5 protein-coding genes are annotated in these 5,475 nt (G+C 29.7%); all 5 read left to right on the plus strand.

Going from position 1 to position 5,475, the window contains the following annotated elements; genetic code table 11:
• Positions 1-140 precede the first annotated feature (140 nt).
• Entirely contained in the window at positions 141-548 is a 408-nt protein-coding gene (locus tag R3342_RS13435) for a hypothetical protein (protein ID WP_318940878.1), read from the plus strand.
• 152 nt (positions 549-700) lie between these two features.
• Entirely contained in the window at positions 701-1,399 is a 699-nt protein-coding gene (locus R3342_RS13440; protein ID WP_318940879.1) for a hypothetical protein, read from the plus strand.
• 165 nt (positions 1,400-1,564) lie between these two features.
• Complete coding sequence (locus R3342_RS13445; RefSeq protein WP_318940880.1) at positions 1,565-2,329, plus strand: hypothetical protein; 765 nt, start codon at positions 1,565-1,567, stop codon at positions 2,327-2,329.
• A 197-nt stretch (positions 2,330-2,526) separates the two neighbouring features.
• Entirely contained in the window at positions 2,527-3,492 is a 966-nt protein-coding gene (locus tag R3342_RS13450; protein ID WP_318940881.1) for a DNA-methyltransferase, read from the plus strand.
• A 2-nt stretch (positions 3,493-3,494) separates the two neighbouring features.
• The gene (locus tag R3342_RS13455) at positions 3,495-5,177 is read left to right on the plus strand and encodes an AlwI family type II restriction endonuclease (RefSeq protein ID WP_318940882.1); all 1,683 of its coding nucleotides are present in this window, start codon (positions 3,495-3,497) and stop codon (positions 5,175-5,177) included.
• Positions 5,178-5,475: the final 298 nt, after the last annotated feature.

The following is a 5,475-nucleotide window of genomic DNA, read 5'->3' on the forward strand; positions in this document are numbered from 1 at the left end:
TAACACCAAATCACGTGCATTTAAATCAAAATATAGACTATAAATGTTATCGAAGGAATAAACAAAATTTACAGTATTTGACTATTTAAGAAAACGAATATTAACAAAAAAATGGTCAACCTATATCAGTATAATACAAAATGAATTTCAAATTTAAATTTTATGGAAAAAGACTAATTAAAAATATGAAAAAAATAAAATTGACACGTGAGAGTGTAGCAATGAGCGACGATATTGACGCTCCTCACTTTATGGAAATTGAAATTCAACCAAACTGGAAAATTACAGAAATTCTAAAATATATTATCAAATCTAAATATTTACCAAAAATAAGTGGAGGAAAAGCAACTTGGAGTGTTGCAATAAATGAGCCTATTGCTGTTTTGAGCCAAGAAAGTTCTCAATCTCCAATGTTGATTTGTTATCCTGAATATCCATATCAAGGGACAATGAGTTTTGTGAATATTGAAAATATACATTTTAATTATCACGCACAGAAAAACCCCATCGATGTGTTCGAGGTTTTAAGAGAATTTAAAATCAAATAAGAATAAAAAACGTGTTACAACACCTCATAAAATTTATGCTTAAATTTGATTTAGTACAAAACGACAAACATTCTAACAAACCGATTTGCTACGTTCGAAAAATCTCCGATTTTCCTAACGCACAAATCTTATAAAAACTCGTTACCAGCAAGTTGAAAAAAACACTACTGAACATATTGACATTATTCATTTCATTGAGTTCAATTGCTCAAATTAATGGAAAGTTCAAACACAACATTTGTGAATTTGGACCGAATTGTTTTGTTTATGAATTCAAAAAAGATGGAACTTTTGAATATGAATATCACCAAGATGTTTTAGGTAGCGGAACACTAACTGGAACTTATGTGAAAATTGGAGATACATTAAAACTTAATCCTGACAAAGTTCTTTATTCAGCCAAATCAAAAATAATAGAGACAGATTATGATAAATCTGATTCAACTAAAATTAAAATAAAAATTCAAAGACTCGCTGAAATTGGAAAAACCGATTTGGATAGTCTGGAATGGTATGTATCGGTTAATAAAGGAGAATATAAATTAACAGACAAATACGGAAATCTAACTATTCCGAGAACAAAAATTGAAGAAATTCAAATAAAGGATATATTTCAAGTAAAAAATAAGAGTAAACTGTGGCAGCTTAATGACACAATATTTAAACCAACCACAAACAAAAATTTGATAGAGATTTATCTTTCAGAAAGTGAAGAGAATGGAGATTTGGCGATATTAGATTGGATGACAAAAGTTTTTATCTTAAAAAGGAGAAAATTATATCCTCTGACTTTTGAACCCGAAGTCGGATTTTTAGGACATAAAAAAACATATTATAAAAAAATTGAATAAAAACCAGCTGGTAACAATGGCTATAAGTAATTGCTTGTTCTCGCTTACTTCTGAAAATCCTCACGGATTTTCAGTTTGGCGTGTACTTGCTAAGTTAACCGCTAAACCACGCAACGCAACTACTCATAGCCGAGACCGTTGGCGTGCATTTTAAAAACATAGATTATGAAAAGAATTTTAATTGGATTTTTGTTATTTATAACTTCTCAATTGTTCAGTCAAATTAATGATACAGTTGACTATTCTAAGGAGATTTTTAAAAAAGATATCTCTAACCTTTTTACATTAACAAAATTCAATTATGGAACAAGTGATGAAATAATTGAGAGAGCTGAACCAATTGGGTATATCGGAGAAACATACCAAAGATTTTATTTTCATCTTATTTCTGTCATAAAAAACAAAAATACAGGAGAATATTTTGTTTATGGAAAGACAAAAGTTAAAAACAATATATGTGAATTTCAAGGACTATTGATAGTAGATAAAGCAAATTTACTTCCTAATCCTGAATTCCCTAAAATAGAACAAGGAATAATAAATGGCAGATATGAATTATTCGAAAATCCCGACCAAAAAGGAACAGGAATTCTGGAAGGAACATTTCAAACAGGCTTTTATATTGATAAAAATGGAGAATTGAAATATAATTCATTAATGTTTAGTGCAGACGTATTTTGTAATAATATGTTCCAAGGAACTTGGACTAGTTATAAAACACAGAGTTCAAAAAAATGTAACTGGGGAGATTATCGAATTCCTGAAAGTGGTGATTTAGATATTGGTGCTGGTGAATTTGGACCAAATTCTGACTATAATGAATTTGGATGGGAAAATTATACTAATGCTTATTTTAATTACACAAATAAAACTGAGAATGAAAAGGCTCTAGAAATTGAAAAACAGAAATGGTGGATTAAAAAACATTAAAAAACGATACGCCAACAATGCACATAAAAAATTGCTTAATCCTAATTAATTAAAAAAAATTAAATAAAAAATACTAAATTTATTCATTGAAAAATTGCTAATTAAAATCGCAACTTTTCATGTACCAAACCGTTGGGCACAATACGAGTGAAACGAAAATGAGAATCAAATTTCGTAGATTTGAAAAAAAGAATTGAATGTACAAAACATCTGAAATAATAGCAGAATACGGTATAACTGAAAGCCGACTAAAAGAATATATAATTCAACAAAACATTCCTATAGTAAATGAAGAGGAAATATCAAAGAAATATTTTCAAACAATACTATCATTTATAGAAAACACGGAAGATAGAATTGAAAAAAGATTAGAAAAAGCGGAAGCTACTTTTAAGTATAATTCAGACAATAACAAAGTGTCTATCTATCAAGATGATGCTATTTCATTTCTTAAAAAACTTCCTTCAAATAGTGTTGACGTAATTGCTACTGATCCAGCTTATTCCGGAATGAATGACAAGCTAAAACTTGGAAAAGGAAGAATAGTTGGAAAATACGCTGATAAAGGAAAAGAAAATGGGAAATGGTTCGGAGAGTTTGAAGATAGTGAAGAAAACTACAATGAATTCTTATCTGAATGCAAAAGAGTTTTAAAGAAATCTACTGGACATATTTACATAATGTTTGATTCTTATTCACTTTTGAGTCTTGGAAATGTTGTTAGAAATCACTTTGACGTAAAAAATCTAATCACTTGGGATAAGGTTAATATTGGAATGGGGCATTATTTCAGAAGAAGACACGAGTATGTGATTTTTGCTACCAATGGTAACACTAGAAAAATAAGAAATAGAAAATTTCCTGATGTTTGGCGTTTTAAGAGAATTCATAGTTCAAAATATCCAACACAAAAACCTGTAGAGGTTTTTCAAGCAATGATACACGCTAGTTCTGAAGAAGGATATACAGTATGCGACCCTTTTTTAGGAAGTGCATCTTCTGCCATAGCATCGATAAAAAACAAATGTAATTTTATTGGGTGCGATATATCAGACAAATCTATAGAAATGTCATCTTCAAGAATATCTGAATATTTGAATTCAGGCAAAGACAATTTACAAACAAAGTCAATGGCAGTTGATGATAAAATTTTCTGGGAATAACTATGGGTAGTTTATCAAAAGTAAAAGCATTATTTGGTTTTACATCACCCCGAACTTTGGAAAAAATAATTCCTGAAATTGAGTTACTCACTAATTCATTTTCAGGTAAAAAATGGACTGGTAATTCAGAATTACAAGCTGATTTTTTCGATTCATTATATAAATCAGAATTTTATGAAGGTGAAAGCTATCCTGCTGACCCAGCATTTGCAGCAAGAGACAGAATAACTAGAGCACCAAAGGCATTCGGTTTTGTTGATTTAAAACCTGAAATTCAAATAACCGAAGCTGGAAAATTATTGCTTACTGGAAAAAGAGAAGATGAAACATTTACAAGACAAATGCTAAAGTTTCAACTTCCTTCACCTTATCATACACAATCAAAAACTCTTGATTTTTCAGTAAAACCTTACCTCGAACTATTAAGGTTAGTTAAAGAACTCGGAAGTCTCTCTAAAACAGAAATCGCTTTGTTTTTTTCACAACTAACAAACTACAAAGATTTTGATAAGATTGTTGCAAAAATTATTGATTTCCGTGAGGGTTCAAAGTCATACAAAGGCAGTCGTAAAATGTATGTTGCTGAATGTTTTGAAAAGGAAGTATTAGAAATTTTTCAACAAGAAGTTCAAGACAAAAATCTGAAAACAAGAGAAAGTTCTGATACTTCTTTACAAAAATTTATAAAAACTAAAAGCTCAAATATGAAAGACTATGCTGATGCCTTTGTCAGATATATTAGAGCAACAGAATTAATCACCTTTCAGAAAAGAACCTTTAGATTGATAATTTCGCCTCAAAAAATTGAGGAAGTAAATTATATTTTAAAAGAAACTGATAGAAAACCATTAGTTTTTAAAAGTTTATCGGATTTTAAAAAACACTTATTTAATCCATATTCAGTCAAATTATTATCTGACAATAAAGACCTTTTAATTAATAAAATAGAAAAGTTAGGAATTACTGAATTTGACAAAACAGCATCGATTGAGGAGCTTAAAGATGTTTTAGAGAATCTTGAAATTACAGTTAAGTCTAAAAATATTGAGGAAAAGAAACGTGAGTTAAAAGACTATAAAGAATTACCAGATATTCTTGAAGTATTCAAACAAATAAAGAAAAAAGAAGTGCCAGACGCACCTCTATTCCTTGAATGGAATGTATGGAGAGCATTAGTTATGCTTAATTACGCTAAAAGAGTTGACGGGAATTTTATTATGGATATTGATGGTATGCCTCTCAATTATGCGCCAGGGCAAAAACCTGACATAGAATCTGAATTTTCAGATTTTGGCTTAATAACAGAAGTGACAATGTCTGGAGGTCATACTCAATATAAAATGGAAAGCGAATCCGTTCCAAGGCATTTTGGAAAAGCCAAAGAAAGTTTGAATAAAGAAATGTATTGTTTATTCATTGCACCTAAAATAAGCGAAGGAACTTTAGCTCACTATTTTAACTTAAATCGATTTAACACAAAACTGTACGGAGGAAAAACTAAAATAATACCTCTTTCAATCGACCAATTCATTGAATTTGTAAAATCTGGAATAGACAATAAATTTAATGACCCAGATAAACTGAAAAACTGGCTAGAAGAACAATGGCAAAACAATCAAGAAATGGATGATGAAAATGTTTGGAGTGAAAACATTGAAAAAAGCATCTTGAAATGGGCATCTTAAAAAAGTACTGTGCCCAACAATGTATAAAAATAATAGCGGTTTTATCTCTAAAACGAAAGTAAGTAAATATAAAAAAAGGTCTGTGTTTAACCGAAAATTAAGTGTATTTCAATCCGCTACTATTCTTATACTAGACCGTTAGCCACTATATGAAATCTTGTACTTTCCTGAAATAGGTTGACTAAAAATTAGACAACTTAAACAACGAAAGTATGAAAAAACAAAAACCACCCTGTCGAAAAATATCTTATGAAAAAGTAGGTTACGATTTAAAATTACTCATTATTGATCAAGTCCA

The organism is Lutibacter sp. (genome assembly GCF_033723435.1).
Lineage (GTDB): Bacteria > Bacteroidota > Bacteroidia > Flavobacteriales > Flavobacteriaceae > Lutibacter.

Excerpts from the sequence above, each read along its gene's own strand:
- R3342_RS13445 (WP_318940880.1), top strand. The coding sequence starts at position 1,565 with ATGAAAAGAATTTTAATTGGATTTTTGTTATTTATAACTTCTCAATTG.
- R3342_RS13450 (WP_318940881.1), top strand. The coding sequence starts at position 2,527 with ATGTACAAAACATCTGAAATAATAGCAGAATACGGTATAACTGAAAGC.
- R3342_RS13455 (WP_318940882.1), top strand. The coding sequence starts at position 3,495 with ATGGGTAGTTTATCAAAAGTAAAAGCATTATTTGGTTTTACATCACCC.
- R3342_RS13435 (WP_318940878.1), top strand. The coding sequence starts at position 141 with ATGAATTTCAAATTTAAATTTTATGGAAAAAGACTAATTAAAAATATG.